Source organism: Paenibacillus sp. FSL W8-0186 (assembly GCF_037969765.1).
Taxonomy (GTDB): Bacteria; Bacillota; Bacilli; order Paenibacillales; family Paenibacillaceae; genus Fontibacillus; species Fontibacillus woosongensis.
This window is the reverse complement of sequence record NZ_CP150207.1, coordinates 4,655,185-4,680,978: the sequence shown is the minus strand read 5'-3', so window position 1 is coordinate 4,680,978 and position 25,794 is coordinate 4,655,185. Positions and strand designations below refer to the sequence as shown.

General features: G+C 51.3%; 25 protein-coding genes and 10 tRNA genes. 30 read left to right on the top strand and 5 right to left on the bottom strand.

Annotated features, from left to right (window positions below; genetic code table 11):
• Window positions 1–72: 72 nt before the first annotated feature.
• The 11 genes from MKX50_RS20960 (at window position 73) to MKX50_RS20910 (ending at window position 1,990) form a co-directional block, all read left to right on the top strand.
• Window positions 73–148: transfer RNA gene (locus MKX50_RS20960), tRNA-Phe, on the top strand.
• 23 nt (window positions 149–171) lie between these two features.
• Window positions 172–247: transfer RNA gene (locus MKX50_RS20955), tRNA-Thr, on the top strand.
• A gap of 3 nt (window positions 248–250) precedes the next feature.
• A tRNA-Tyr gene (locus MKX50_RS20950) sits at window positions 251–336 on the top strand.
• A 12-nt stretch (window positions 337–348) separates the two neighbouring features.
• A tRNA-Trp gene (locus tag MKX50_RS20945) sits at window positions 349–422 on the top strand.
• 27 nt (window positions 423–449) lie between these two features.
• A tRNA-His gene (locus MKX50_RS20940) sits at window positions 450–525 on the top strand.
• A gap of 23 nt (window positions 526–548) precedes the next feature.
• Window positions 549–624 (top strand) — tRNA-Gln (locus tag MKX50_RS20935).
• A 6-nt stretch (window positions 625–630) separates the two neighbouring features.
• Window positions 631–705, top strand: a tRNA-Gly gene (locus tag MKX50_RS20930).
• 11 nt (window positions 706–716) lie between these two features.
• Window positions 717–790 (top strand) — tRNA-Cys (locus MKX50_RS20925).
• Between the two features lie 11 nt (window positions 791–801).
• A tRNA-Leu gene (locus tag MKX50_RS20920) sits at window positions 802–887 on the top strand.
• A 26-nt stretch (window positions 888–913) separates the two neighbouring features.
• Window positions 914–995 (top strand) — tRNA-Leu (locus MKX50_RS20915).
• A gap of 167 nt (window positions 996–1,162) precedes the next feature.
• Window positions 1,163–1,990: an aldo/keto reductase gene (locus MKX50_RS20910; RefSeq protein WP_213593091.1), complete on the top strand. Its 828-nt coding sequence runs from the start codon at window positions 1,163–1,165 to the stop codon at window positions 1,988–1,990.
• Between the two features lie 141 nt (window positions 1,991–2,131).
• On the opposite strand, the gene MKX50_RS20905 is transcribed toward MKX50_RS20910, so the two are convergent.
• Window positions 2,132–2,626, bottom strand: a complete 495-nt coding sequence (locus tag MKX50_RS20905) for a cation:proton antiporter regulatory subunit (RefSeq protein ID WP_155612604.1) — start codon at window positions 2,624–2,626, stop codon at window positions 2,132–2,134.
• 118 nt (window positions 2,627–2,744) lie between these two features.
• Window positions 2,745–3,074: a hypothetical protein gene (locus MKX50_RS20900; protein ID WP_339157720.1), complete on the bottom strand. Its 330-nt coding sequence runs from the start codon at window positions 3,072–3,074 to the stop codon at window positions 2,745–2,747.
• 604 nt (window positions 3,075–3,678) lie between these two features.
• Between MKX50_RS20900 and MKX50_RS20895 the strand changes: the two genes are divergently transcribed.
• From MKX50_RS20895 to MKX50_RS20835, 13 genes are all read left to right on the top strand, one after another.
• Window positions 3,679–6,567 (top strand): Na+/H+ antiporter subunit A, encoded by a 2,889-nt coding sequence (locus MKX50_RS20895; protein WP_339160228.1) that lies wholly within the window; start codon window positions 3,679–3,681, stop codon window positions 6,565–6,567.
• Between the two features lie 2 nt (window positions 6,568–6,569).
• Window positions 6,570–6,908 carry a Na(+)/H(+) antiporter subunit C gene (locus MKX50_RS20890; protein ID WP_055105936.1) on the top strand — a complete coding sequence of 113 codons (339 nt, stop codon included), beginning with the start codon at window positions 6,570–6,572 and terminating at the stop codon, window positions 6,906–6,908.
• Window positions 6,901–8,382: a Na+/H+ antiporter subunit D gene (locus MKX50_RS20885; protein ID WP_213593098.1), complete on the top strand. Its 1,482-nt coding sequence runs from the start codon at window positions 6,901–6,903 to the stop codon at window positions 8,380–8,382. Before MKX50_RS20890 ends, MKX50_RS20885 begins: the two co-directional genes overlap by 8 nt.
• Before the next feature lie 5 nt (window positions 8,383–8,387).
• The gene (locus MKX50_RS20880) at window positions 8,388–8,864 is read left to right on the top strand and encodes a Na+/H+ antiporter subunit E (RefSeq protein ID WP_339157719.1); all 477 of its coding nucleotides are present in this window, start codon (window positions 8,388–8,390) and stop codon (window positions 8,862–8,864) included.
• Window positions 8,861–9,154 (top strand): Na(+)/H(+) antiporter subunit F1, encoded by a 294-nt coding sequence (locus tag MKX50_RS20875; protein ID WP_213593102.1) that lies wholly within the window; start codon window positions 8,861–8,863, stop codon window positions 9,152–9,154. Before MKX50_RS20880 ends, MKX50_RS20875 begins: the two co-directional genes overlap by 4 nt.
• Complete coding sequence (gene mnhG, locus MKX50_RS20870; protein WP_213593487.1) at window positions 9,138–9,530, top strand: monovalent cation/H(+) antiporter subunit G; 393 nt, start codon at window positions 9,138–9,140, stop codon at window positions 9,528–9,530. Before MKX50_RS20875 ends, mnhG begins: the two co-directional genes overlap by 17 nt.
• 358 nt (window positions 9,531–9,888) lie before the next feature.
• Window positions 9,889–10,188, top strand: a complete 300-nt coding sequence (locus MKX50_RS20865) for a hypothetical protein (RefSeq protein ID WP_213593104.1) — start codon at window positions 9,889–9,891, stop codon at window positions 10,186–10,188.
• 52 nt (window positions 10,189–10,240) lie between these two features.
• Window positions 10,241–10,915, top strand: a complete 675-nt coding sequence (locus MKX50_RS20860) for a PspA/IM30 family protein (protein ID WP_213593106.1) — start codon at window positions 10,241–10,243, stop codon at window positions 10,913–10,915.
• 5 nt (window positions 10,916–10,920) lie between these two features.
• Complete coding sequence (locus MKX50_RS20855; protein ID WP_339157718.1) at window positions 10,921–11,427, top strand: PspC domain-containing protein; 507 nt, start codon at window positions 10,921–10,923, stop codon at window positions 11,425–11,427.
• Between the two features lie 2 nt (window positions 11,428–11,429).
• Entirely contained in the window at window positions 11,430–12,137 is a 708-nt protein-coding gene (locus tag MKX50_RS20850; RefSeq protein ID WP_339157717.1) for a PspA/IM30 family protein, read from the top strand.
• 121 nt (window positions 12,138–12,258) lie between these two features.
• The gene (gene liaF / locus MKX50_RS20845) at window positions 12,259–12,909 is read left to right on the top strand and encodes a cell wall-active antibiotics response protein LiaF (RefSeq protein ID WP_339157716.1); all 651 of its coding nucleotides are present in this window, start codon (window positions 12,259–12,261) and stop codon (window positions 12,907–12,909) included.
• Window positions 12,910–12,930: 21 nt separating this feature from the next.
• Window positions 12,931–14,004 carry a sensor histidine kinase gene (locus tag MKX50_RS20840; protein ID WP_213593113.1) on the top strand — a complete coding sequence of 358 codons (1,074 nt, stop codon included), beginning with the start codon at window positions 12,931–12,933 and terminating at the stop codon, window positions 14,002–14,004.
• On the top strand, window positions 13,988–14,638 hold the full coding sequence (locus tag MKX50_RS20835) for a response regulator transcription factor (RefSeq protein WP_213593115.1): 651 nt from the start codon (window positions 13,988–13,990) through the stop codon (window positions 14,636–14,638). The genes MKX50_RS20840 and MKX50_RS20835 overlap by 17 nt, the downstream gene beginning before the upstream one ends.
• Window positions 14,639–14,655: 17 nt before the next feature.
• On the opposite strand, the gene MKX50_RS20830 is transcribed toward MKX50_RS20835, so the two are convergent.
• The 3 genes from MKX50_RS20830 to MKX50_RS20820 all read right to left on the bottom strand — a co-directional run bounded on the left by MKX50_RS20830 (window position 14,656) and on the right by MKX50_RS20820 (window position 18,397).
• Entirely contained in the window at window positions 14,656–15,816 is a 1,161-nt protein-coding gene (locus MKX50_RS20830) for a Ger(x)C family spore germination protein (RefSeq protein ID WP_339157715.1), read from the bottom strand.
• 3 nt (window positions 15,817–15,819) lie between these two features.
• Window positions 15,820–17,154: a spore germination protein gene (locus MKX50_RS20825; RefSeq protein ID WP_339157714.1), complete on the bottom strand. Its 1,335-nt coding sequence runs from the start codon at window positions 17,152–17,154 to the stop codon at window positions 15,820–15,822.
• Window positions 17,155–17,305: 151 nt separating this feature from the next.
• On the bottom strand, window positions 17,306–18,397 hold the full coding sequence (locus MKX50_RS20820) for an endospore germination permease (protein ID WP_339157713.1): 1,092 nt from the start codon (window positions 18,395–18,397) through the stop codon (window positions 17,306–17,308).
• 134 nt (window positions 18,398–18,531) lie between these two features.
• On the opposite strand from MKX50_RS20820, the gene MKX50_RS20815 reads away from it, so the two are divergent.
• From MKX50_RS20815 to MKX50_RS20790, 6 genes are all read left to right on the top strand, one after another.
• Window positions 18,532–19,374, top strand: a complete 843-nt coding sequence (locus MKX50_RS20815; RefSeq protein WP_339157712.1) for a YwmB family TATA-box binding protein — start codon at window positions 18,532–18,534, stop codon at window positions 19,372–19,374.
• Window positions 19,375–19,557: 183 nt separating this feature from the next.
• A complete protein-coding gene (gene zwf, locus MKX50_RS20810) occupies window positions 19,558–21,105 on the top strand; it encodes a glucose-6-phosphate dehydrogenase (protein WP_155612620.1) in 1,548 nt (515 codons plus the stop codon).
• Window positions 21,106–21,298: 193 nt separating this feature from the next.
• Window positions 21,299–22,897 (top strand): FAD-binding protein, encoded by a 1,599-nt coding sequence (locus MKX50_RS20805; RefSeq protein WP_339157711.1) that lies wholly within the window; start codon window positions 21,299–21,301, stop codon window positions 22,895–22,897.
• Window positions 22,894–23,226 (top strand): ferredoxin family protein, encoded by a 333-nt coding sequence (locus MKX50_RS20800; protein WP_213593123.1) that lies wholly within the window; start codon window positions 22,894–22,896, stop codon window positions 23,224–23,226. Before MKX50_RS20805 ends, MKX50_RS20800 begins: the two co-directional genes overlap by 4 nt.
• A 75-nt stretch (window positions 23,227–23,301) precedes the next feature.
• Window positions 23,302–23,949: a nitroreductase family protein gene (locus MKX50_RS20795; RefSeq protein WP_339157710.1), complete on the top strand. Its 648-nt coding sequence runs from the start codon at window positions 23,302–23,304 to the stop codon at window positions 23,947–23,949.
• Window positions 23,950–24,092: 143 nt separating this feature from the next.
• Window positions 24,093–25,676 carry a peptide chain release factor 3 gene (locus MKX50_RS20790; RefSeq protein WP_213593125.1) on the top strand — a complete coding sequence of 528 codons (1,584 nt, stop codon included), beginning with the start codon at window positions 24,093–24,095 and terminating at the stop codon, window positions 25,674–25,676.
• The last annotated feature ends 118 nt before the right edge of the window (window positions 25,677–25,794 follow it).

Genomic DNA, 25,794 nt, shown 5'->3' with positions numbered 1-25,794 from the left:
CTGGAAACCGTCACTTTAATGAGCTGGTCGCAGCGGAATAGGTGAAGAGGATCCAACGAACTATTCCTATAAGGCTCGGTAGCTCAGTCGGTAGAGCAGAGGACTGAAAATCCTCGTGTCGGCGGTTCGATTCCGTCCCGAGCCACCATGATTTATCTGATAATTGAAAACGCCGGTGTAGCTCAATTGGTAGAGCAACTGACTTGTAATCAGTAGGTTGGGGGTTCAAGTCCTCTCGCCGGCACCACATGGAGGCTTAGCGAAGTGGCCAAACGCAGCAGACTGTAAATCTGTTCTCGTACGAGTTCGGTGGTTCGAATCCATCAGCCTCCACCAGTTTTACCACATAGGGGCATAGTTTAAAGGTAGAACAGCGGTCTCCAAAACCGTTAGTGTGGGTTCAATTCCTGCTGCCCCTGCCAGTAAAACAATAGAATATTTATATTATGGCGGTCGTGGCGAAGGGGTTAACGCACCGGATTGTGGCTCCGGCATTCGTGGGTTCAAGTCCCATCGATCGCCCCATTTTTATCTTAAAAATCACATATTGGGGATTAGCCAAGCGGTAAGGCAACGGACTTTGACTCCGTCATTCCATAGGTTCGAATCCTATATCCCCAGCCATATGTTGCGGACGTGGCTCAGCGGTAGAGCATCGCCTTGCCAAGGCGAGGGTCGCGGGTTCGATTCCCGTCGTCCGCTCCATTTTTATATACGGCGCCATAGCCAAGTGGTAAGGCACAGCTCTGCAAAAGCTTTATCCCCAGTTCGAGTCTGGGTGGCGCCTCCATTTAATTCCCTGCGGGAGTGGCGGAATCGGCAGACGCACAGGACTTAAAATCCTGCGGTAGGTGACTATCGTACCAGTTCAAGTCTGGTCTTCCGCACTTGTGAAGTGATGGATTTATAGTGTGCCGATGTGGTGGAATTGGCAGACACGCCGCACTCAAAATGCGGTGCCGAGAGGCTTGCCGGTTCGAGTCCGGCCATCGGTATTATCGATAAGAAGGTATATGAAATTGTTTCTAGGAGCAATTTCATATACCTTCTTTTTTGTGACTAATATTCAGAGGAACGAAATTTGACATTAAGGATCGTAAGGTTTATTTTGGTTAGGGAGACGATGGGCAAACGATTCAAATTAGAGGAGGCGTCATACGAGATGAATCACATTCAATCTATGGTTACCTTGTCCAATGGAAGACAAATGCCGTGGCTGGGCCTCGGTGTCTATAAGATGAGTGAAGGCCAGGAGGTCACCGCTTCTATAGAAGCTGCCATCCGCAACGGTTATAGAAGCATTGACACTGCTGCTTTGTACCAGAATGAAGAAGGGGTAGGCCAAGCGATTAAAGCATCCGGCATATCCCGCGAAGAACTGTTTATTACTACGAAGGTCTGGAACTCCGATCAAGGCTACGATAGTACGCTGAAGGCTTTTGACGCGAGCATGAGCAAGCTTGGCCTCGATTATTTAGATCTCTATTTGATTCATTGGCCAGTTAAGGGCAAATATAAAGAAACGTGGAAAGCGCTTGAGCAGTTACATAAGGACGGACGTGTTCGCTCTATTGGCGTATCGAACTTCCAGATTCATCATTTGGAAGACCTGCTGGCAAACGCAGAGGTAAGACCGGTAGTCAATCAGGTGGAGCTGCATCCGCTGCTCAGCCAAGTGGAATTGAGGGAATACTGCAAGTCGCAAGGAATCCAAATCGAAGCCTGGTCCCCTCTTGCCCAAGGCAAGCTGCTGGACAACGAAGTACTGAAGGCTATCGGGGCAAAATACGGCAAATCCACGGCTCAGGTTATTATCCGCTGGGATCTGCAGCATGGCATTGTAACCATTCCAAAATCATCTAATCCAAAACGGATTGTTGAAAATGCTAATGTATTTGATTTCGAATTGACTGCAGAGGAAATGAAGCAAATTGATGGTCTGAATCAAGATCAGCGCGTTGGTCCTGATCCGGACAATTTCGATTTCTAATATTCCGTTAGCATAATTTATAGTGCTAGAGAAAGTAAGAAGCGCCCTAAGTTCAATTGAAACTTAGGGCGCTTCTTCATGCCGTCAGAGAGGCAAGGTGCTTCTTATTGTAAACTTCGAATGATACTGTTACAGAAAAAACTAAGCACTTCCGTTCAGAAGAATCTGACGGATCTGCTGCTGGTGCAGACGTTCGCCGATTACGACAACCAATGCGCCGGCAGTAAGGAGCAAATCCGGTCCAGGATTGATATGTTTGGAATGATTGCTCTCAACGACAGCAATGATCGTGGCGCTGGAACGTTGACGAACGCGCAACTCGCCGATCGTCTTGCCGATCGCTTTGTAGTGAGGTTCAAGTTTATACCATTCAATAATGAGATCGCCTAACGCGACTTCGATATTCTCCAATGGTGTAGGCTTGTAAGTAACTCCGCCAATAATGGCAGAAACATACCGGGCTTCCTCGTCGGTTAAAGATATTTTAGAGATGCTGTCGTCCGGGTTATCCGCTCCATAGTGATAAACTTCACGACGACCATCATCATGGATAGTAATAGTTAATTTCTCACCACTGCGTGTTTCGATTTCGAATTTTTTGCCGATGCCTGGCAATTCGGTTTCTTTAAGATTCATTAGCTTCCGACCTCCAATATTAAGAAGTGTTATTTGTATAAGGTGTGTTTAATACAACCGCCGATCTTCCTTCACGAGCATGGGCGATAATTCTAGTTACTTATCATTTACATGTAAATCAAGCAGCATAAATGCTAGTAAATTTGATGGGTAACAGAAGGATTCGCTTCATGAATTGATAGAAAAATGGACGGAAATAGATCCCTGCCAAAGCAATTATACTACTGGCTGCGGCGGGGATGACTAACAGGTAAAACGGGGATAGATCGTTGCCAAGCTTGACATGTGCAGGCGTCAGAAGGGCTGCCTTGTTCTCCGATTTGCGGAGGGGCTGCTCAGCTTCAACGGCCGTATGTTCGAAACTTGCGACATGTCCTGGATTTAGAGCTGGATGAGGAATAAAGAAAATCATGATTAGCGCAAAGACAGAGGCAAAAAACCATACCATCGTTTGCCGAATATGTATCATGATGCTTATCCCCTCTCTAAAATAGCTGCTAACCTTAAGGATAGCACACAATCCTTAGTATCTCAAAAGAATGATGATAAATTATTCGCCCAATTTCAAGGAAATCCTTCCGGATGAGAGGACGGTACGATCCGGATGTATTCCCGGGGCTGAAACGCAGCTGGGTTTCTTAATCCAATATTTAATTGCTTGAAGTATAAGCGCGATTGTTCTAGGGACATGAGTGGCGACAGCTGGCGGGCAAGAAACGCGGCACTGCAAATAATCACGAGAAATATGGATGAGCAGACGAGGATTTGGCGGATCGGCATGGAAATCACTCTCCTTTACTATAGAAAGTGATTTCCTTAATGAGCTATATATATACAGTTAGATTCGTGTTTACAACCGCTCAAAAAAAGGATATACTTTTGGATGTGCTTCAATTGCACGACAGCCTTAACCACATATTGATTTATCGGAGGAGCCTGCCAAACGCGGGCTCTTTTTGTGTTTTTTCAGGGATACCGTATTTATGTTCTGATTTAAATATGGCTAAGCTGATGAGACACAGGTTATATAGCACGAGTAAGGAGGAAGCATGTTGTCTATTTTGCACGCAGCAATCATTTTACCATTTATTCTGGCTGCAGGAATGCCTCTGCTGAAGAGACTGCCGGGAAAACCGCACCCGGGATGGGCCGTTATGTTAGCGCCAGCCGTACTCTTTGTTTACTTCCTGAGGCAGATCCCCATTGTTCAATCGGGTCATGATATCGTAGCCGCAGTCCCCTGGATCACCTCGCTTGGCATCGAGTTCAGCGTTCAGTTGGACGGGTTGTCATTGCTGTTCACTTTGCTAATTTCGGGGATCGGTACACTGGTCGTTTTCTATTCCATTTTTTATATGGATAAGGAAAAAGAGGCCGTTCATCGCTTCTACGTGTATTTGCTTCTATTTATGGGGGCTATGCTGGGAGTTGTCCTATCTGATAATCTGATCGTGCTTTACGGCTTCTGGGAATTGACGAGCATCTCTTCCTTTCTGTTGATCGCTTTCTGGCATCACCGGGAGCGTTCCAGATATGGGGCGTTCAAATCCATGCTCATTACCGTGTTTGGCGGTCTAGCGATGTTGGCTGGCTTCGTATTGATTTATATTATGACCGGCACGTTCTCGGTGAGAGAAATCATTCAGAGCTCCGATATGATCATCGGCCATTCCCTGATGCTGCCTGCACTGCTGCTGGTGCTGCTCGGAGCCTTCACGAAATCTGCCCAGTTCCCGTTCCATATTTGGCTGCCGGATGCGATGGAGGCGCCGACGCCGGTGAGTGCCTATTTGCACTCGGCAACGATGGTCAAAGCCGGGTTATATCTGGTAGCGAGATTTACGCCGGTGTTCTCTGGACAAGCGTCCTGGTTCTGGCTCGTGTCGGGCGTAGGGCTTATTACGCTGATCTTTGGTTCGTTCAAGGCGATCAAGCAAACCGATCTGAAGGCGATGCTGGCCTTCTCCACGATTAGCCAGCTGGGATTGATCATGGCTTTGCTGGGGCTCGGTTCGGCCTCGGGGTATTACACGGACGTCCAGCAGTCTTTGTTCTATTCCAAGGCAACGATGGCCGCCATATTCCATTTGATGAATCATGCGGTATTTAAGGGAGCGTTATTCATGGTTGTCGGGATCGTAGATCATGAGACGGGAACGCGAGATATCCGCAAGTTGGGCGGATTAATGTCTATCATGCCCGTAACGTTCACGGTCGCTGTCATAGGAGCGTTATCGATGGCGGGCATACCGCCGTTCGGGGGCTTTCTTAGTAAGGAAATGTTCTTTACGGCAGTTCTGAATGCCCGGGAAATGGGCATATGGAGCATGGATACCTGGAGCAGCCTGTTTCCTGTGATCGCTTGGGCTGCCAGCGTCTTTACCTTTGCTTACAGCATGGTACTGCTGGTCAGAACATTTACCGGCAAATTCAAGCCGGAGCAGCTGAAGCTGCAGCCGCACGAGGCTCCGGTCGGTATGCTTATACCGCCAGTGATCATGGCCGCGCTTGCGCTCGTGTTCGGCCTGTTCCCCGGATTGTTGTCGTACTCGCTCATCGAGCCTGCGATGGCAGCAGTTATGCCGGGCCTGCTCGGGCCGGGAGAGAAATTCCTCGTATCCATAGAATTCTGGCATGGCTGGACGCCGGAGGTATTCATGACACTCGGCGTTATCGGCGCAGGCATTCTGGTCTTTGTTCTGCAGCCTAAGGTCAAGGTATTGAATAGCCCTGGATCACCCCGCTTCTCCTTGAACGGCGTGTATGATTCGGGCCTGGGGATGCTGGAGCGGTCGTCAAAGTGGTTAACGGATAAATATATGACCGGTTCTGTACGGCATTACTTGATTTATATTTTCACGTTTCTCGTAGTTGTACTTGGAGCCATTATGCTTGCGTTTGACGGCTTCAACCTGGATAGCAGCAGCTACGCTCCAGTCACGGTATACGAGGCAGCTATTTTGCTTGCCCTCATTATAGCCGCGATCGCGGTGCCCTTTGCCAATTCGCGTCTGCTGGCGATTATTTTGACGGGGGCCGTCGGTTACATGGTGTCCTTGTTCTTCGTCATATTCCGGGCGCCGGATCTGGCGCTTACCCAGCTCATCGTGGAGACGGTATCGGTCACGCTATTCCTTCTGTGCTTCTATCATTTGCCGAAGCTAAAGAAAGAGCTGTCCGTCCTTAAATTCAAGCTTACGAATTTCCTGATTGCGCTGGGAGTAGGGCTTATGGTCACCCTGATTGCACTCAGTGCTTTAAGCGCCGGGAACAGCCACCCCTTCGAGTCAATATCGAAGTTCTTTCTAGAGGCAAGTTACACACTGGCTGGCGGGAAAAATGTCGTCAATGTCATCCTCGTAGACTTCCGCGGCTTCGATACGATGCTGGAAATTGTAGTGCTCGGCATTGCGTCGCTTGGCATCTATTCCATGATTCGCCTAAGTTTGGACGAGAAGCAGGAGCAGCTCCCTCCCCGCTTAGGCTCTAACAAGCAATTGAGAGGCGGGCTTATACCGGTAAGAAGCAACGATGTCATTCTGCGGATGACCTCAAGGGTTGCCATGTTTATTATCCTTACGTTCTCCTGGTATCTGTTCTTTGCCGGCCACAATAATCCGGGAGGCGGATTCATCGGCGGACTGATGACTTCGGCCGCGCTCGTGCTGCTTGCAATCGCCTATGGACAAGAGGTTATGCGCAGCATCGTTCCGCTTAATTTCCAGAAGGTCATGGCCACGGGCCTGCTTATCGCTTTTCTAACAGGGCTAGGCTCGCTGTGGTTCGGCGTGCCGTTTCTGAGCCATGCGTTCGGACATGAGTATTTGCCGATTCTCGGGGAGGTCGAGCTGGCTACGGCGGTCATTTTCGACCTGGGCGTGTATTTAACCGTCGTGGGGGTCACGATGACGATTATTCTTGAGATCGGGAGGGATCGGTAATCATGGAATTAATGATGTCAATAGCCGTCGGCATCCTGTTCATGGTCGGAGTGTATCTGATCCTTACCAGGAGCTTGCTGCGCATCATACTCGGGACCTCTCTGCTGACGCATGCGGTGCATTTGCTGTTGTTAACAATGGCCCGTTTGAAGAAAGGGGCGCCTCCGCTGCTTGGAGAGCATGCCTCCGCCTATACGGATCCGGTTCCGGCGGCTCTTATATTAACATCTATAGTAATTAGCTTCGGAGTCACATCTTTCTTCTTTGTACTCGCCTATAAGGCGTACCAAAAACTGAAGACAGATGATATGGAGCAGCTAAGGGGGGACGAAGGTGAATAATTTACTCGTATTTCCGCTTATCATTCCTCTGCTGACTGCAGTTGCTCTTATTTTTGCCCATAGCCGGGTCATGCTGCAAAGATGGATCAATGCCACAGGGGCAGTGCTGAATATTCTCGCGGCGGTCCTCATCGTCCGAGAGGTTAGACTGAACGGTATCCAGACTTTGCATATGGGAGGCTGGGCGCCGCCATACGGAATCGTATTTACGGCGGATATGCTGGCGGCGCTGCTCGTATTAACGACGACAGTGCTAAGTACGGCTTGCCTGTTCTATGCGTTCGGCAGCATCGGAAGAGAGAGGGAGCGGCATTATTTCCATCCGTTCTTCCAATTTCTGATCGTAGGCGTAAACGGATCGTTCCTGACGGGGGATTTGTTCAATCTGTTTGTCTGCTTTGAGGTGATGCTAATCGCTTCCTACGCCCTGATCGTGCTTGGAGGCACGAAACGGCAGCTGAGGGAGACGCTGAAATATATTCTGGTCAACATCGTGTCCTCCAGCTTCTTTGTAGCGGCGATCGCCTATCTATATGGTGTTACCGGTACACTGAACATGGCACATTTATCGCTTCGCATAGCCGAGGTGGGACAGGGCGGGATAATTAATGTCATCGCCGTGTTATTTCTCATCGTATTTGCGCTTAAAGCGGGCCTGTTCCTGTTCTTCTGGCTGCCGGGCTCATACAGCGCCCCGCCAACGGCGGTGAAGGCTTTGTTCGGCGCGCTGCTGACCAAGGTCGGCATTTATGCGATTGCCCGAACCTTCAGCCTCATATTCTATCACCAGCCGGAGCTTACCCACTCGCTCATCGGTTGGATGGCTGTGGCGACGATGATATTAGGCGGGATAGGTGCAGTCGCTTATTCCGATATCCACCGGATCATCAACTATAACGTTGTGATCGGGATCGGCTTTATTTCCTTCGGAATCGCCACGGCGAACAAGACATCTATGGATGGCGTCGTCTTCTATCTGATCCATGACATGATCGCCAAAGCGCTGTTGTTCCTGCTGGGGGGAATGCTCATCAAGGCCGCGGGCACCAGTGACTTGAGGCAAATGGGCGGGCTGATAAGACGCTATCCGCTGCTGGGCTGGATGTTCTTTATCGTCACGCTCGCGATCATCGGTGTGCCGCCGCTCAGCGGCTTCACAGGCAAGCTGTTGATCGTCCAGGGCGGGTTTGCATCGGGGCATTATTTATGGACAGGAATTGCGCTTGCGTCCAGCCTGATCGTACTTTATTCGTTGATGCGTGTATTTATCGGAGCTTTTTATGGCGGCGGGGAGCAGCCTGCAGCCATCCAGGAGCCAGTCCGGATCAAAGGGCTGCTATCTAGTGCAGCTGCATTGTTCGCCCTTATCCTTGTGATCGGGATCGGCTCTGAGTGGGTATACTCTCTTGCGTCTCAGGCCGGGGATGTCTTAACGAACCCAGCAATTTATATCGATGCCGTGCTGAAGGAGTAGATGATATGGCGCTTCAAATTTTATTGAATTTCCTGATCGCTGTGATCTGGATGTTCTTGAACAATAACTGGTCGGCCTCTGGACTGATTGTGGGTTATATGATCGGCTTGGCCTTGATAGGCCTGTTCGGCCGCTTTTGGCCGCAGGGCTTCTATATGAGGAAGGTGTGGGCGATGATCAAACTGCTTGTGTTGTTCATTAAAGAGCTCTTTAAATCGAGTTTTGTGGTCATCGGACAGGTGCTGTCTCCGAAGCTGAATATTCGTCCCGGTATTTTCGCTTATAAGACCGAACTGACTGGCGATTGGGAAGTCACGATCCTGGCTAACCTCATTACGCTGACACCGGGAACACTAACGCTTGATGTATCCAGAGAAGGTTCTACCTTATATATCCATGCTATGGACATCGATGATGTCGATAAGCTCTGCAGCGATATTAGAAGCACGTTTGAAAAAGCAATCCTGGAGGTGACGAGATGATCGACGGGTTCTTGTTTGCAGCCCTCGTCATATTATCGTTGGCGATACTGGGATGCTTGTACCGTTTGATGAAGGGGCCTTCCATGGCTGACCGCATTACGTCTCTGGATACGATTGGCATCAATCTGCTGGCCATGGTAGCCGTACTCTGCATGCTGATGAGGACGGAAGCATATTTCGAAATCATTCTTCTGATCGGTATTCTATCTTTCGTTGGAACGACCGCCTTTGCCCGGTACATTGAGCGTGGTGTTGTCATTGAGCAGCGAGGTGATGATGATGATCGGTGAGCTTCTGATTGGCATGCTCGTGTTGTTTGGGGCCGTAGTCAGCGCGTTAAGCGCTTTTGGGCTGATACGGCTTCCCGATGTATATTTGCGGTCGCATGCGGCCACGAAAAGCACGACGCTTGGCGTATTATGCATATTGAGCGGGGCCTTCCTGTATTTCATGTTCTATCTGGATCATGTCAGCGCCAAGCTGCTGCTCGGTATCGTCTTCGTCTTCATTACCGCGCCGGTGGCAGGTCATCTGAACGGCAGGGCCGCTCACCGGACCGGAGTGCCTCTATGGAAGGGTAGCGTTCGGGACGACCTGAACGAGGCCATGAGACGGGAGAAGCAGGGACGGCAGATGCAGCAGGGAGACGGAAGCAAGCAGGAGTAAGACTGGCTAAATTAAAAGCAAGGATATATGACACAGCAAGAAGCAATAGCAACTACTGTATAAGCAACTGCAGGAGTAAATGTATAGATATTGCAGTACAATGGCGGTAATATACAGGAACAAGCGACCTGCACCAAGTCAGGTAACAGCAACTTCAATAGGAATGTGCAGCCTGCCCAAGTTACCCGGGCAGGCTGTTGCTATTTCTCCAGTAGTCGGACACCGGGTCTTCAGGGTCTTAAGGCCACCTCGACTTAGGTCTAGGAAGAAAAACCGTCCGTAGTCCGTTTTGAATAAACGCTTTTCCACCTACAATAAGGACATAAGGTTGATACTTACGAAAGGCGGTGACTAATAAATGAGAGCAAATCGATCAAGCGGGTTCGCAATCGTACTTATTGTCCTGGGGGGATTAATCCTGCTGGGCAAGCTTACCCCGCTGCTGGGCAGTCTATTCGGATTGTTGTTCGCAGTAGCATTGATCGGTCTTGGTTACTACGGTATTCGCCGGGGCAACGCATTTTTTGGATGGATTGTTCTCCTCTTTGGGATCATATCCTTAATGAACAAATTGGCGTGGCTCATCGTACCGGCAATCGGGATCGGCTTGATCGTCTTCGGCATTTATTCACTGAATGGAAGACGGCGGGGATATTGATCACATATATCGAATAATGATGAACCGATTTGGTTAGGAGGGATGGGATGTCATGAGTGTATTTCGTCGAGTACGGGATATTACGGTAGCTAATTTAAATGAACGGTTGGAGCAGTCTCAAGATCCGGTGCGGTTAATCGATCAATTCCTGATCGAGACCCGCCAGGAGATCGCCGAGGCAGAGAAGCTGCATCAGCAGTATGCGGGGCATACGAAGCAATTGAAGCAGCAGGTGGATCAGGCCAAGGTGATGCGCGACCGCAGGGAAGAGCAGGCGCTGCTTGCCCTTAAAGCGGAGGAAGAGCATCTGGCGAAGCTGGCTCTGCAGGAAAAAATGCTCTATGAAGAGAAGATCGAGCAATACTCTGAACTGTACGCACAAAGCCTGGAGTCTTTGCAGGAACTGGAAAGCCAGCTGAATGAATTGAAAACAGAATATCAAGTGGTATACAGCAAACGGCAGTATTACTACGCAAGAATGGAGACGCTCCGTCTGCAGCAGCGTATGAACCAGCGGATGAGTGGGTACGGTACACAAGACGTGCCGAAAATGTTCCACCGCCTGGAAGACCGGGTGTCCGATATGGAATGGGAAGCCCGCAGTCTGCGGGAACTGAGAAGATCAGGCCAGGATTTCCTAAATCAGGCTGGATCGGCTCTGCAATCGACATTGGAACAGGAGCTCTCCCGTTTGAAGCAGAAGCTGAATAACAAAGGAGAGGAGTAGGATCGATGGGAACTCTATACCGTTCCAGACGTGATCGTTGGTTCAGCGGTCTGATCGGCGGACTTGGCGAATATTTTGGCATCAGCGTAACCGCGCTTCGGCTGCTGGCGATTATCAGTGTATTCATTACAGGCGGAACTACCATCGTGATTTATCTGATTGCAACACTGGTGATTTCGAAAGAGCCTTATATTCCCCGCGATCCATACTACAATGGAGGCTGGCAAGGCGGCGGTCAGCATAACCACGGGTACGGCAATCCAGGCAACCCAGGCAACCCGGGCAATCCGGGCAATCCGGGCAATCCGTACCGCGACCCGCAGTATGCCGATCCGCGTTACGCCGGACCCAGCTATAACGATCCGCGTTACCAGCAGCAATCGGCATTCGGCGGCAGCGCATCGAATTTGGATTCGATGATGGAAGATATTGAGAAGAAAGCGATGGAGAAAGAGCTGGAGGAACTCCGCAGAAAATTATCCAAATACGAGAATGAGAAGGGAGATAAATAACCATGGGAGTATTCAAAAGAATAAAAGACATTACGAAAGCGTCCGTAAATGACATGCTTGATAAAGTAGAGGATCCGGTAGTGATGCTTAACCAGTACCTGCGCGACATGGAGACCGAAATCCGCGACGCAGAGGTAACGGTAGCGAAGCAAATGGCGAACGAGCGCAGAATGAAGCATCGTCTGGAAGAGGCAATCCGCATTTCCGCACAAAGAGAGAGCCAAGCTGAGGCGGCGCTCAAGAACGGGCAGGAGGAAGTAGCCCGTAAGCTGCTCGAAGAGAAGATTCTGTATGATCAAAAACAACTGGAGTTCAGTGATCTGCACGTCCAAGCGGAAGCACAGGCTCAGGAACTCAAACAACAGCTGCATGACATGAAGGATGAGTATTACAAGCTGCGCAACAAACGTAACGAGTTGGTCAGCCGCGCGCAAATGGCTAAAGCCAGAAAGCAAATGTCGCAAATCAATACGCTCAATACGATTGAAAGCGGCAGCGCCTCCCTCGGCTTCCACCGGATGGAAGAGAAAATCATGCAGCTTGAGGCAGAAGCTGAAGTAGCCGGAATCGGTTACCGCGGTGTTAGCAGCTCCGGCTCCTCGTACATCAGCCCGGCTGACGCTGAGAAACAGGTTAAGGTGGATGAGCAATTGGAAGCTCTGAAAGCTAAGCTGAACCCTTCTGCTAAACAAGCAGAAAGCAAGGAATAACAGCTACACGACTACAGGACATTGTGATATGCTATGTAATGGTAAAGCCATGCGGTATGATTTATACTGTTATGGCTTTTCCACTTACATTCTCACATATGAACTGATCTGGAGGTGCGGCATGGATAGGCATAGAAGCTTATTGGCCATCGGATTGATCGGGCTGGGCATATTTATTATTTTCGGCCAGGGGCTGGGCTTTTTTACCATCGTCGCGATTTTTATATTAGGCTATGGCATTTATAAAATCCGTCTTGGGGACGACGTGAAAATCGGTTATATTTTACTGGCGATTGGCGGAGGCATGATTCTGCTGCATCATTTTATGTTCGTAGTCGCCATTGTCATGATTTCGCTCGGTTTGTATTATGCAAAGATGAAGAAGGTAATTCCGGCAAGAAACCATGTTCAGAAGCAAAACGTTACATCGAGCATTCACTGGGATCGCGATCCGTGGACGCTGCGGAATACAAGCATGTGGCATGTGCTTGGGGAAGTGAACATCGATCTGTCGCTTGCCATGGTGGAAGACGAGAATAATGTGCTCATGTTCCAGGGAATTGTCGGCGACATTGATTTGGTCGTATCCGAGGATTACGGCGTGGAGGTTGAGGCCTTCGCTCTTTTCGGGCAAATTGATTTAGATGATGAGAAGGAAACGGGAATGCTGAATCGCGTATACTGGAAATCTCCGAACTACGAGCAACGGGATCAAAAGGTGAAAATTATAATTTCCTACCTTGTAGGGAATGTCGATATACATTTGACTTAATTACAGGAGGATTGACCTGCCATGAGAAAGAAAAAGCCGTCCAACATGGTATCTCGCAGTATGCGGGATGGGATCCTCCTGTCTTTTGTGCTGCTTGCGGGAATCATTTATATTTTGTATACATACGGGTATTTCTTACCCTCAACATCCTGGAAAACCGGCATTCAGGCCGGATTGACCTTATTTACTCTGCTCCTTGTCATTGGGGCGGTGTATGGCTTCCTTCAGGGCTACCGCGCCAAACGAAGGATCGATTTGCTTCGTGATTCTTTGCTGCAATGGGAGAAGGGGAATCAGACAGGAACGGTTCCGAAGCTGGGCGAGGATGAACTGGGCCGGCTTGGGGAACAGCTGGAGAGGATCGGGAAACGCTGGGAGGAGCAGGTAACCTCCTTGCAGCGTTTGTCTACGCATAATGCTCAGCTGGCCGAGCAGGCGAGGGTATCGGCGATCGTCGAGGAGCGTCAGCGGCTGGCCCGCGAGCTCCATGATGCGGTCTCCCAACAGCTGTTCGCGATATCGATGACGGCGACGGCGGTAGGCCGTACCTTGGAGAAGGATTTCGACAAGGCCCAGCGCCAGGTGGAGCTGATCGAGGAAATGGCCTCGGTGGCCCAGTCGGAGATGAGAGCTCTGCTGCTGCACCTCCGCCCGGTCTATCTGGAGGGCAAAGAGCTGTCTCAAGGTCTGCTGGAGCTGGTACGCGAGCTGAAGACGAAGGTTCCTATGGATTTAACGCTGGAAATCGATGAGGATTTGAAGCTCAGCAAGGGCATAGAGAACCATTTATTCCGCATTATCCAGGAGGCCATGTCGAATACGCTGCGGCACGCCAAGGCCGATAAGATGGAGATTCGGATCCATAGAAAGGCGGAGACGGTCAAGGTTATTCTCCGTGACAACGGGGTAGGTTTTGAGCTTGACGAGAAGAAGCAGGCGTCCTATGGCTTATCCACAATGCAGGAGCGCGTACATGAGATCGGCGGCTCGATTCAATTCATTACCGCCCCGGGCAAGGGGACGCGGATCGAAATTACCGTACCGTTAATGACCGAAGAGAGCGGAGAGGAGGAGTATCATGGAGATGGACAATGATATCAAAGTACTGCTGGTGGACGACCATGAAATGGTCAGGATCGGCCTGGCTGCCGTGCTCGGCACGGAAGAAGGCATTGAAGTGGTCGGCGAGGCCAGCAGCGGAGAAGAAGGAATCAGGCTCGCCCAGGAATACAAGCCGGACGTCGTACTGATGGATCTCGTCATGGAAGGAATGGACGGAATCGAGACGACGCGGCAGCTGCTTAAGCTCTATCCTGATTGCAAGGTTATCGTCCTGACGAGTTATCTCGACGATGAGAAAATGTACCCCGTCATCGAGGCGGGTGCGTTCAGCTATCTTCTAAAGACGTCGCGCGCTTCCGAAGTGGCCGACGCGATTCGTGCTGCGGCGCGTGGCCAGTCTGTTCTCGAATCGCAGGTCGCTTCCAAAATGATGAACCGGTTCCGGCAGCCGAAGACCGAGACGCCGGCTCATGAGGAGCTTACAGAACGGGAGATGGACGTGCTGCGCCTGCTCGCTCAAGGGAAATCCAATCAGGATATCGCTGACGATCTAGTGATCGGCATAAAAACTGTGAAGTTCCACGTCACGAATATTTTGGCCAAACTGGGTGTAGAAGACCGCACTCAAGCCGCTATCTATGCTTACAAAAACGGGCTGGCGGAATAGGGTTAACTGTTGCATGGCTAATGATATTTGAGCTTGTAGGTGCTGGAATGCATCAGCTTCACATCTACGTCCGTATCTTCAAGCTGTAACGATGAGAAAAGGTGATCCTGGCCTCCCGGGCCGGCGGTCATCTTTTTCCATTGTTTGTTGAACCTTCGATATAGAATGTCCTCAATCCCGTAAATATCGATTTTTTTTGCCTTGGCGGCATGGAAATTGCCGGTGATTTGTTGTTTGATTTGAGCGGCTGCGGCTTCCTTGATTTGGAGGGAAGTGGGCGTAGGATCTCCAGCCACCTCGGAAACCGCAGCTTTTACTTTGATTTTTACCGTAAATTTAATTTCCCCTCCGTCCAAACGCACCCTCACCAATGGCTTCGAATTTAGAATATTGATTTGGGCCTGGCCTCCGTCTTTTATTTTCAGCAGCAAAGGATATCTGTGCATGTTCTTGAAGGCCACCCATCTGGCTCCGCTCAGCAGGCCGTCATCCAGAAACCCCTTATTCTCACCCTTGGAAATCACGTAAGCCCCATCCAGCCTGACCAGCGAAATAGGCTTCTCCTTCGATGACCATACCTGATCCGTCAGCTTAATGGACGGGATTAATACGGTTGCAGCAGGCTCCCTAATCCCGTTCATCAGCTTAATGAGACGCAATGGCTCTATCGTGGAGAACTGCTCATATACCTCCCGGGGATCCATCAGCTCGGAGTTTAGGGCGGACTGATTCAATAGCGATACTCCAGATAAAATAGAAGGAATGTCCTGATCGGTTCCGTAGACCCAAGGCGTATAGCGCAGCTCGCTGGAGCGCAGGAGAGAGTTCAGGCACTCGGTCAGATTGCTGTTAAGCAGCGATTTGGAGAAGACGATGGCTTTGACATGAGTCCATAACGTCTTCTGCTGCGAAGCCGGGTAGATGCTCATAAGAGCTTTCGAGATTGTCTCGCCTTTGCCAGTAGCAATCCATACATGAGTCTCTTCCGTGTTAGCGGAGCTTTCCTGCTTGGAAATGTCGCCGAAGGCAAGAACCTGCGCATAGATCGTATATTCTCCTTTAATGTAATCAATGCCTAGTGCCGTAACGAAATTGACGCTCTGGGGTTCTTTGGCGTCCCAGCAGCCGGATAACAGGACAGCCATACAAGCGGCGATGAGGGCAAACTTTCGTTTCACCGGCTATTCTCCTTTCGAAGTATTATCCCGAGGCTGAAATGTCTCTGCCCGCTGATTACTGCTGCCAGACGGCCTATTTATGATGGCTTGGACGATATCCTTCCTGTGGAACGGAGACAGCGGTGACAAATAGGGAACGCCGTATGACTCGAGATAGGCTAAATAAAAGACGAGGCCGATAACGCTGACCAAAAATCCGAACATGCCCAGGATGGAAGAAACAAACAGAATATACAAGCGAAACTGCGATACCGTTCCTGTAAGTGATTGGTTCACAAGGGTGTAGGTCGCTACCATTGAGATGGCAACCGCTACGATAATCGTCGGCGAGGTGATGCCCGCCCGAATGGCGGAATCGCCGATGATCAGTCCGCCGACAACGGTTACCGTCTGTCCCACAGTCTTGGGCAAACGCCGTCCGGCTTCATTGAAAATTTCAAACAAAAACAGCATGATGAAGGCCTCCATCTGAACGGGAAAGGGAAGGCCATGCCGTGAGTTGCTGATCGTTGCCAGCAGGGGAAGCGGTATCTGCTCCAAATTAAAGCTTGTGAGCGCGACATAAAACCCTGGCAGCAGCATGGAGATCAGCAGGCCCAAAACGCGGAGAATTTTCTGCATGGCTACAATGTAGCTGGAAGTATTCTCATCCTCCGGTGAGGTAAAAAGGGTGATGATCGACACGGGAGCAAGGATGGCCACTGGAATGCCGTCCACGATGACGGCAAATTTCCCCTTGAGCAGTGCATCAACGGTAAAATCAGGCCGCCCGGTGTAATCTGATAATGGGAAGAAGGCACTTTTTTTATTCGCTACGATACTCTCAATGTAAGATGTGCCTACAATCGCGTCGGTGTCAATTTTGCTTAAATTTGTACGTATTTCCTGCAGTATTTCTTCGTTAATAATGTCCTGAATATAAAAAAGGCCGATCTTATTCTCGCCGCGCCTCCCGGCAGTAAAATGCTCCACGCAAAGGGAATGTGTCCGCAGGCGCTTGCGCAGCAGTCCGGTATTTGTAGTCAGTTCCTCGGTGAACCCGTCATGCGGCCCCTTGATGGAGGGTTCCGTTGTAGGCTCCTCGGGGTTCCGGGCCGGCGGGGCGGCAATGTCGAGACTGAAAAAGGCATTCTGCTTCTGAAAATAGATGATTAAGCTTCCGCTGTACACCTTCGCGGTCAGATCCCGCAGCAATGTGTTTTTGGGCAGCAGGCTTAGAGGAAGATGGCGGTTACGCTCGATATTTTGAACTGTCGGTTCGGGGAATTCCTCGAATAGTGCTGTCGGCCGGGCAGGGCAGTCTGGTTCAACTGCTTCGTGTCCGTTACGGCTTCGCAATATATGATGGTGACAGGCTGTTTTGCCTCTTTGTCCCCTCCTTCCAGGTCGTGAACGAGAACATCGGCCGATTTCGAGAAATATTCCCGCAAAAAAGAAGTGTCGATATGCTCGGGTTCTCTCAGTGCCCGTGATGACGATGGATCAAGTATCATGTGCCGGATTCTCCTTTCTTATGGGCTGAAATAAAGACGGCAAAGGCTAGCAGCAGGGTAACGATCAGAATGAGGCCCGTATTGAACGGAAACATGAACCGGATCATCAGATGCTGAAATTGGATATCCGTAAAGGTGGTGAGGCACAGCAGGGTCAAGCCAACGGCGTAGAACAACAGCAGTGCACTGCGCTGGCGCTTCTTGCTGATATTCCATATGTCCGTCGCGATGAATAAAGCTACGGCAATACGGACAGTTACTCCGGCCAGCCATTGGTAGATCGAGAAGAAATCGGTCTGGGAGACGTACTTTCCAAACCCTGCGATCCTCCACTGTTCATAGGCGGGATAACGCTGAAGGGACGCTTCGTGCGGATTGAATTCCGCGATGGAACCGGTGAGCGGGCCAAGTGTTAGACCGACAAGAATGAAGCCAACGATCATAAAATGCTTGTTGGTCAAAGGTGTTTTTAAATAAGGCTGCAGAAACAGAAGAAAAAAAATCTCGAACAATCCCGTACATGCGTAAATGATACCCTTTAAGGGCGGAGCCCAGCCATGCTCCAGAAGGGGCAGCAATTGGTGGTAATCTTTGTATTGAACATTAACCGTCGCTACATAAAATCCCAAAAGAACAACGAACGGCAGCAGGACGCCGGAGGCGTAGGCCATGGAGTTAACTCCCAGCTGAGCGGCAATCAGGCAGATCAGCATTAACACGGCGGCCGTGATGACCATCGGCGTGTAGGGCAGGAACGTTACCTTCGTCCACATAATGGTGTCGAACAGAGCGAACCAGGCCGTGCCAAGAAAATAGGCGGCGGAAATGAATTTGAACGGAATGGACAGCCTTTTCCCATAATTGCTTTCGAGCCAGTCAGGCAAGGATTTACCTTTGGTACGGGCAGAAATATACGCAATCAGCAGGGTAAGCAGGGCAAATGGCACGATCGATAGAATGACGGAAAACCAGGCATCCCTCTTAGCGACCTGAAGCAGCGCGGGAATAATAAATACATGGTTCGTGATGCCGACCGTGAGCATGATGGTCATGATGGCTTGCAGGGCCGTAGGTTTCGGGGGGTTCATTCACATCAGCCTCCAGTCGGGTTCAGGTGCGCTTAGTATTTTCCAGGCAGAGGAAGGATATGCAGACGTATAAATTTCTCTCTATCTGGCAAATCTATTGATAGATTTGTAACATGCTTGGGGAGAGATGGTGCGTGAAAAATCGTTGGGGAATTCTCATGGTGGTTATTGTTGTCGGAGCAATCATTATCAAGTCGTTGAACACAGCTGGCACAGCCGCTATGGCAGATGCCGCAAATTCGGCCGAGGCTGCATCATCCCGGACGCAGCTCAGCCAACTGCTGGCTGCAAGCGAAGGTCTGATCCAGGGCAGCAGGCAGGCCACCGTAAAGTGGCAAGGGGAATGGCATACGATGTTGTCCTTGGAGGCAGCGGGGGAGCGGCTCGCTGATCGTTTGGGACTGGCGGATCGTTATACGGAAAAAGTGCATGGAAATCAGGTGTTTTACGCTGAGGGATCTTCCGGAGAGGCGGAAGACGTTATCCATGGCAAGCTGGCGTTAACGCTGCAGGAGGAAGGGAGCTATTATGTCATTCTGCGGCTGGAGAATGGAACGGACGAAAGCTTGCAGCGGCTGCCAGAGGCCGGAGAGTCCTGGGGAGAGTTGCTTCTCAGAGAGGGAGTACGCGCTAAATGGAATGCCGCCCTTCAGGGGGAGGCTGCTGTCGTTAGTGCGCCGGACTGGCCAGATTTTTGGCAAAATGATTCCGCCGGAGCAGGAGAGGCCAATCCTATGCCGGCCCTGGCTGCCTTTGCCAAGCTTGAGTCGCGGATAAAGGAGCAGTTGAAGCTGCGGGCGGTGGAGAGTTTTGCGGACGAGCGGACGGTCAGCAAATCTTATTCTACCGAGGACTTGCCGATTAAGGCACGGAGTGCCGGACAAGAGATCAGCCTGCAGATTGGACTGCATTGGAATACAGAGTCGGAGCGTTATGACGTATCCATCGGTTCGCCGTTGTTGACTGTCGAATATTAACTGATCTTAGATAAATATTAGATGAATTTTCGATGGACATAACTAAATTTGATATGAATTTGATGGCATCCTTGTAGTGAATATGCTAAAATATCATCACATGCTTTGATGCTGTATAAGGTTAAGGCATTGATGGGAGAATGAATAAATATACACTATATTACATAGAAAGAATGAGGAGCCATGACTGAAATACAAAATCTAGATTCAGTGAAGACACCAGGGGCGGTATATTTCATTTTTGGAGCAACCGGAGATTTAGCTCGGCGCAAGTTGTTTCCCGCAATATACTCGTTGTATCGCGAAGGGAAGCTCGGTGAAGATTTTGCGGTTATCGGTGTGGCGCGACGTCCCCGCTCAGGAGAAGAATTCCGTGATGATGTATATCGTTCCATTCAGGAATTTTGCCGTTATTCGGTCGAGGATGATGCGGAGTGGAGTCGTTTTGCAGAGCATTTTTCGTACAAATCACTCGACATTAACAATATAGACGGGTACCGGGAGCTTTTGCAGCAGACTGAGGAAGTAGAGGCGCGCTTCGGCATCCCTGGCAATCGTCTGTTCTATCTGGCGCTTGCTCCGGAACTGTTCGGCAACGTATCCTTCAACTTGCAGAAGGGCGGCATGCTGGACAGCAGCGGATGGCATCGCCTTGTGATCGAGAAGCCGTTCGGCTACGATTTGATCTCCGCTCAGAAGCTGAACGAAGAGTTGAACCAAGTGTTCAAAGAGGAAGAGATCTACCGGATCGACCATTATCTCGGTAAAGAGATGGTACAGAATATCGAAGTAATCCGCTTTGCGAATGCATTCTTCGAGCCGCTTTGGAACAACAAGCATATTTCCAATATTCAAATTACGTTGAGCGAGACTGTCGGTGTGGAAGAGCGCGGCGGGTATTACGACAATGCCGGGGCGCTGCGGGATATGGGGCAGAACCACATGCTTCAGCTGCTTACGATGATTGCCATGGAGCCGCCAAGCCGACTGCTTGCCGAGGATATTCGCGATGAGAAGGTGAAGGTGCTTCGTTCGCTTCGCCCTTACGCATCGGCGCAGGAAGTGAAGGAGAACGTGGTGCGCGGACAATATGCCGAAGGCGAAAGCGGCGGCAAGACGCTGCCGGGCTATCGTCAGGAGGATAAGGTAGATCCGAATTCCAATACGGAAACGTATTTCGCAGCCAAGGTCTATGTGGACAATTTCCGCTGGGCTGGGGTACCATTCTATATTCGCACGGGCAAACGCCTTCCTGTCAAGACGACAGAGGTCGTTGTCGAATTCAAGCAAATGCCTACCAACGTATACTTGGGCCAGAAGCACAAGCTTGAGCCGAACCTGCTCGTTATCCGTGTCAACCCGATGGAAGGGATCTATATCAAGATCAATGCGAAGAAACCGGGAACGGAATCGCAGATCAGCCCGCTGGCAATGGAGTTCTGCCAAAGCTGCCAGGTCGGCATCAACTCGCCTGAGGCTTACGAGCGATTGATCCATGATGCCGCCAACGGCGATTCGACTTACTTTACCCGCTGGGATGAAGTAGCTACCGCGTGGGCGTTCGTAGACCGCATCGCATCTGCCTGGGCACAGGAGTCCGGCGATATCAGCACCTATGCGGCTGGATCGTGGGGACCGGAGGAAGCTGATCAGTTGCTTGCGCAGGATGGTTTCCACTGGTGGCCGGTTAACGGACAGGAAGAAGATAACGTTATCTGGATCAAGGGTTAACATGAAAGCCGTCTGTCAGCTTTAGGCTGATGGGCGGCTTCGTTTATTGACAAATGCAGGGTGTCTTGTTATTGTAGAAAACAACAAAATAATTATTCTCATATGAATAGTTAGGATTATAGTCGGCCATTCGAATGGAGGCATTCCCGGAATAAGGGGATGCCTCCATTTTGTTTGGCAGGAGGTGAATGGCATGCGGGAGAAGAGATTTGATTTATCCGCGGACGTATTGATTATCGGCGGCGGACCGGCTGGTGCCTGGGCGGCAATTACAGCTGCAAGGAAAGGAACTCAGGTCGTTCTGGTCGATAAAGGGTATTGCGGCACGAGCGGGGCGACAGCCCCGTCAGGTACGGGCGTATGGTACGTCAAACCAGAGGCGGCCGCCCGGGAAGAGGCGAAGCGCAGCCGTTACTTTCTGGGAGGGCAACTGGCCGACGCACAATGGATGAACCGCGTGCTTGATCAGACGTATGACAACATGGGCATGCTCGCCGAATGGGGATATCCTTTTCCCGAAGATGGGCAGGGGCAGCAGCATCGGCGGGGATTGCAGGGTCCGGAGTATATGCGCTTAATGCGCAGGACGGTGAAACGGGCGGGAGTGAACATATTGGATCACAGTCCCGCCCTGGAGCTGCTGGCCGATGAATACGGTGTGGGAGGGGCTGCGGGGATTCGCACTCGGACTGGGCAGACCTGGTCCGTTCGTGCAGCCGCTGTCGTCATTGCCACCGGAGGATGTGCCTTCTTGAGCAAAGCCCTAGGCTGCAACGTACTGACAGGAGACGGTTACCTGATGGCCGCCGAAGCCGGAGCGGAATTCTCGGGCATGGAGTTTTCCAATGCTTATGGGATTTCGCCTGCCTTTGCTTCCGTAACCAAGACGGCTTATTACCAGTACGCCTCGTTCTACTATGAAGACGGGTCGCTGGTCGAAGGAGCCGGATCAAAACAGGGGCGCTCCATCATTGCCCAAAATTTGCTGGCCGGCCGGCAGGTGTATGCACGGCTTGACTTGGCGCCCGCGGAGATACGGCCGCTGCTGCGGGTAGGCCAGAGCAATTTTTTTCTGCCCTTCGACCGCTGCGGGATCGATCCGTTCGAGGATTTCTTTCCCGTTACGCTGCGCCTAGAGGGAACAGTCCGCGGAACCGGGGGCATTCATATTGTCGACGCATCATGTGCGACGAAGGTGGCGGGGCTGTATGCCGCCGGAGATGCGGCGACCAGGGAGCTCATTTGCGGCGGATTTACCGGCGGAGGCAGCCATAACGCCGCCTGGGCGATGTCGTCCGGCAGCTTTGCCGGAGACGGCGCTGCGGAATATGCCCGGCGGCTGGGGCCGCGTGCTGCTCAGCGGCGGGTTAAGGGGCTGTCATCCCTCTCGCTGCCGCTGGACAGCCGTGCCTCAGAGAGAAGAGGGCATACTCCGGAGCAGTATGCAAAGATGGTGCAGGAGGAGGTCATGCCTTACGACCGGAATCTGTTTCGCTCTGAGGCAGGGCTGGAGGCGTCGCTTGCACGGCTGGAACAGGTGTGGCATACGCTCCGGAATGACCGGGCCGGATGGGATCGTGAAGGCGTGAAGCTGCGCGGGGCGGCGGCGATGACGGCTACGGCACGATGGATGTATCAGTCCGCGCTAGCCCGCCGTGAGTCCCGGGGGATGCATAGGCGCGACGATTATCCCCAGCAGGATCAGACCCAGCACCACCGCTTGATCACCTGGGGACTGGATGAAATCAGCGTCAGGCCGGAGCCGATCGGCAAGGAGGCTGTGCTGCAATGATCGAACTGATTAGCGAGAGCCGCTGTGTGAAATGCAATCTTTGTGTCAGCGTCTGCCCAACTGACGTCTTTGATCAAGGAGTTAACGGCACTCCGGTAATTGCCCGTCAGGACGATTGCCAGACCTGCTTCATGTGCGAGCTGTATTGTCCCGCCGATGCGATGTACGTATCGCCCTTTGCGGAGGGGCGCGAGGAGGTGCAGGAAGCGGTGCTGGAGGATCGCAGGCTGCTTGGCGGCTACCGCGAGAAGGTCGGATGGGGTCCGGGGCGCAAGCCGGTGTCATCGCATGAATACATGCATCAATTGGCCGTTCGTGCGATTCCATAGAAGCATCCATTAGAACCCTGCATATCGAAAAGTAAAATAAATAACTTATAGCCATAATGAGAGGAGTATCAAAGTATGAGTCATTCGGAACTAGCAACCATACCTGTATCGGCAAATTCTATGAAGGAAGAGGCTCTGTCCCGCATAGCGGAACATGGAGCCGACCCATTATTCGTTAACCGCTGGTCATCCCGCGCATTTGCCGCCCGGCCGGTGGCAGAGCAAACGCTGCTGGCGATCCTGGAGGCTGCGCGTTGGGCTCCTTCCTCCAATAATTTTCAGCCGTGGCGTTTTATCGTAGCCAGGGAAGAGAGCCAGTTGAAACTGTTCCACGAGTTTATTGTTCCCGGCAATCTGGAGTGGGCGGCTCAGGCGCCTGTGCTTATCCTTCTATTATCCTCAGTGCAAGAGGATGGGAAGATGAATGGGGCGCATGCTTTCGACACAGGGGCAGCATGGGCAAGCATTGCACTGCAGGCCTCCTTGCTAGGACTGAACACCCGGGCCATCGGCGGATATGACCGGGTAAAGGCCAGGGAGCTGCTGAGCATTCCGGCAAATTTTGAGCTGCATGCTGTAGTTGCACTCGGATATCCGGGCAGCACGGAGCTGCTCCCGGATAAATTCAAGGATAGGAATGTGCCGAGCGGCCGCCGTCCACTGCAGGAAAGCATCATTTGGGGAGATTTTTCTACCGAATCTAATGGCCAAGTGACCAAATAGCGCCTGTAAGCATAAGCTAATACCGGGCAAGCACAAAAGCATCCTCGACATCTCCCAAGATGTGAGGGTGTTTTTGCGTACAAAGAGACAAAATATGTTACAATATACAACGTGAATTTGTGGAATGAGAGGACTAGTGATACATGAGCAAAGCATTGGGGCAAGTGCTGCAGGAGGAAGTGAATAAGCGGCGGACGTTCGCGATCATTTCCCACCCGGATGCCGGGAAAACCACATTAACCGAGAAATTATTGCTGTTCGGCGGCGCGATCCGTCTGGCAGGATCCGTTAAGGCTCGCAAGGCAAGCAAGCATGCGACAAGCGACTGGATGGAAATCGAGAAGCAGCGCGGAATTTCCGTCACTTCTTCCGTCATGCAGTTTGACTATAACGGCCATCGGGTCAACATACTGGATACGCCGGGCCACCAGGATTTCAGTGAGGACACCTACCGTACATTGACTGCTGCAGATGCAGCTGTCATGCTGATTGACGTGGCCAAAGGCGTCGAGGTACAGACGATCAAGCTGTTCCAGGTTTGCGCCAAGCGGGGCATTCCGATTTTTACCTTCATCAACAAACTGGACCGGGAAGGCCGGAATCCGTTTGATCTGATGGAGGAGCTGGAGCAGGTGCTGGGCATCCGCTCTGTGCCGATGAACTGGCCAATCGGTTCGGGACGCGAGCTGTCGGGCATTTACGACCGGATGAACAATCAGGTTGAATTGTTCCAGGGGAATGATCATTCCCAGATCCAAGTGAAGAAGGTCGAGAATTATCAAGACCCTGTGATCCGTGAATTGGCCGGGGAATACCTGCATGATCAGCTATGCCAGGACTTGGAGCTCCTTGATGTAGCGGGTGATCCCTTCGATATGGAGAAAATCAGCCGCGGTGAGCTGACTCCGGTCTTCTTCGGCAGCGCCGTCAATAATTTCGGTGTCCAGACGTTCCTGGAAAACTTCCTGCGTCTTGCTCCAAAGCCGGAGCCGCGCCATAGCTTGACCGGATTGGTCGAGCCGACAAACGAGAAGTTCTCCGGCTACGTGTTCAAAATCCAGGCGAACATGAACCCGGCGCACCGCGACCGAATCGCTTTCCTGCGCATCGTGTCGGGCAAATTCGAGCGAGGCATGTCGGTGAAGCATGTCCGGGCAGGCAAAGAGATCAAGCTGTCCCAGCCGCAGCAATTCCTGGCTCAGGATCGGGATATCGTCACCGAGGCTTATCCTGGCGATATTATCGGGCTGTTCGATCCCGGCATTTTCCGGATCGGCGATTCGCTCAGCCAAGGAAGCGAGATCGAATTTGATGAGCTGCCGACCTTCTCGCCGGAGATTTTTGCCAAAGTCACCGTAAAGAATGCTCTGAAGCATAAGCAGTATCAGAAGGGGATCGATCAGCTGACGGAAGAAGGGACCATTCAGGTGTTCACGACGGTAGGCTTCGAGGACATGCTGCTGGGTGTCGTAGGGCAGCTTCAGTTCGAGGTGTTCGAATACCGTATGAAGGCTGAATACGGCGTCGATGTCCAACTGCAGCGGATGCCGTTCCAATTCGCGCGCTGGATTGTCGCGGATAAGGTGGATCCTTCGAAATTCCGGATTAATTCAACGCTGGTGACGGATAAGAAGGGCAATTATGTCGTCTTGTTCGAGAACGAGTACGCGATGAGAACTGCGATGGAGAAAAATCCGGATGCGAAGTTCCTGGAGACAGCGCCATAAGGCAAAAATGAGCCGGAAAGGCTCATGCTATAAGCCGAGGCTATGCTTAGTTTCGCTCCAGTACTATACAACAAAGAAGCCTCCTTACAGGATCACAGGTAAGGAGGCTTCTTGTGTT

Excerpts from the sequence above, each read along its gene's own strand:
- MKX50_RS20910 (WP_213593091.1), top strand. The coding sequence starts at position 1,163 with ATGAATCACATTCAATCTATGGTTACCTTGTCCAATGGAAGACAAATG.
- MKX50_RS20905 (WP_155612604.1), bottom strand. The coding sequence starts at position 2,626 with ATGAATCTTAAAGAAACCGAATTGCCAGGCATCGGCAAAAAATTCGAA.
- MKX50_RS20900 (WP_339157720.1), bottom strand. The coding sequence starts at position 3,074 with ATGGTATGGTTTTTTGCCTCTGTCTTTGCGCTAATCATGATTTTCTTT.
- MKX50_RS20890 (WP_055105936.1), top strand. The coding sequence starts at position 6,570 with ATGGAATTAATGATGTCAATAGCCGTCGGCATCCTGTTCATGGTCGGA.
- MKX50_RS20880 (WP_339157719.1), top strand. The coding sequence starts at position 8,388 with ATGGCGCTTCAAATTTTATTGAATTTCCTGATCGCTGTGATCTGGATG.
- MKX50_RS20875 (WP_213593102.1), top strand. The coding sequence starts at position 8,861 with ATGATCGACGGGTTCTTGTTTGCAGCCCTCGTCATATTATCGTTGGCG.
- mnhG (WP_213593487.1), top strand. The coding sequence starts at position 9,138 with ATGATGATGATCGGTGAGCTTCTGATTGGCATGCTCGTGTTGTTTGGG.
- MKX50_RS20865 (WP_213593104.1), top strand. The coding sequence starts at position 9,889 with ATGAGAGCAAATCGATCAAGCGGGTTCGCAATCGTACTTATTGTCCTG.
- MKX50_RS20860 (WP_213593106.1), top strand. The coding sequence starts at position 10,241 with ATGAGTGTATTTCGTCGAGTACGGGATATTACGGTAGCTAATTTAAAT.
- MKX50_RS20855 (WP_339157718.1), top strand. The coding sequence starts at position 10,921 with ATGGGAACTCTATACCGTTCCAGACGTGATCGTTGGTTCAGCGGTCTG.
- MKX50_RS20850 (WP_339157717.1), top strand. The coding sequence starts at position 11,430 with ATGGGAGTATTCAAAAGAATAAAAGACATTACGAAAGCGTCCGTAAAT.
- liaF (WP_339157716.1), top strand. The coding sequence starts at position 12,259 with ATGGATAGGCATAGAAGCTTATTGGCCATCGGATTGATCGGGCTGGGC.
- MKX50_RS20840 (WP_213593113.1), top strand. The coding sequence starts at position 12,931 with ATGAGAAAGAAAAAGCCGTCCAACATGGTATCTCGCAGTATGCGGGAT.
- MKX50_RS20835 (WP_213593115.1), top strand. The coding sequence starts at position 13,988 with ATGGAGATGGACAATGATATCAAAGTACTGCTGGTGGACGACCATGAA.
- MKX50_RS20820 (WP_339157713.1), bottom strand. The coding sequence starts at position 18,397 with ATGAACCCCCCGAAACCTACGGCCCTGCAAGCCATCATGACCATCATG.
- zwf (WP_155612620.1), top strand. The coding sequence starts at position 19,558 with ATGACTGAAATACAAAATCTAGATTCAGTGAAGACACCAGGGGCGGTA.
- MKX50_RS20805 (WP_339157711.1), top strand. The coding sequence starts at position 21,299 with ATGCGGGAGAAGAGATTTGATTTATCCGCGGACGTATTGATTATCGGC.
- MKX50_RS20800 (WP_213593123.1), top strand. The coding sequence starts at position 22,894 with ATGATCGAACTGATTAGCGAGAGCCGCTGTGTGAAATGCAATCTTTGT.
- MKX50_RS20795 (WP_339157710.1), top strand. The coding sequence starts at position 23,302 with ATGAGTCATTCGGAACTAGCAACCATACCTGTATCGGCAAATTCTATG.
- MKX50_RS20790 (WP_213593125.1), top strand. The coding sequence starts at position 24,093 with ATGAGCAAAGCATTGGGGCAAGTGCTGCAGGAGGAAGTGAATAAGCGG.